Below are 212 nucleotides of genomic sequence, written 5' to 3' on the forward strand. Positions count from 1 at the left end.
GCGGTGGAACTCGGCCGCCCGTTCACCGCGGCGCTCCAGTGGCCGCCGGGTCGGCGGGCAGCGGCGCTCCGGCGTCGGAGGAGCCGCCGTCCGGCCACCACAGATCCTCGGGACCCAGCGCGCCGACGTCGTACTTGCCCAACGCGCTGATCAGCAAACGCAGTTCGAGCGCGATGCTCTCGACGAGGCGCACCAGGCCCTGCTCCGGGTCC

1 pseudogene is annotated in these 212 nt (G+C 74.1%); it reads right to left on the bottom strand.

Features of this window, described 5'->3' with window-relative positions:
• Positions 1 to 22: 22 nt before the first annotated feature.
• A pseudogene (locus G3I41_RS33825) lies at positions 23 to 212 on the bottom strand (glutamate synthase); the annotation flags it as partial.

Source organism: Streptomyces sp. SID9727 (genome assembly GCF_010550605.1).
GTDB lineage: Bacteria > Actinomycetota > Actinomycetes > Streptomycetales > Streptomycetaceae > Streptomyces.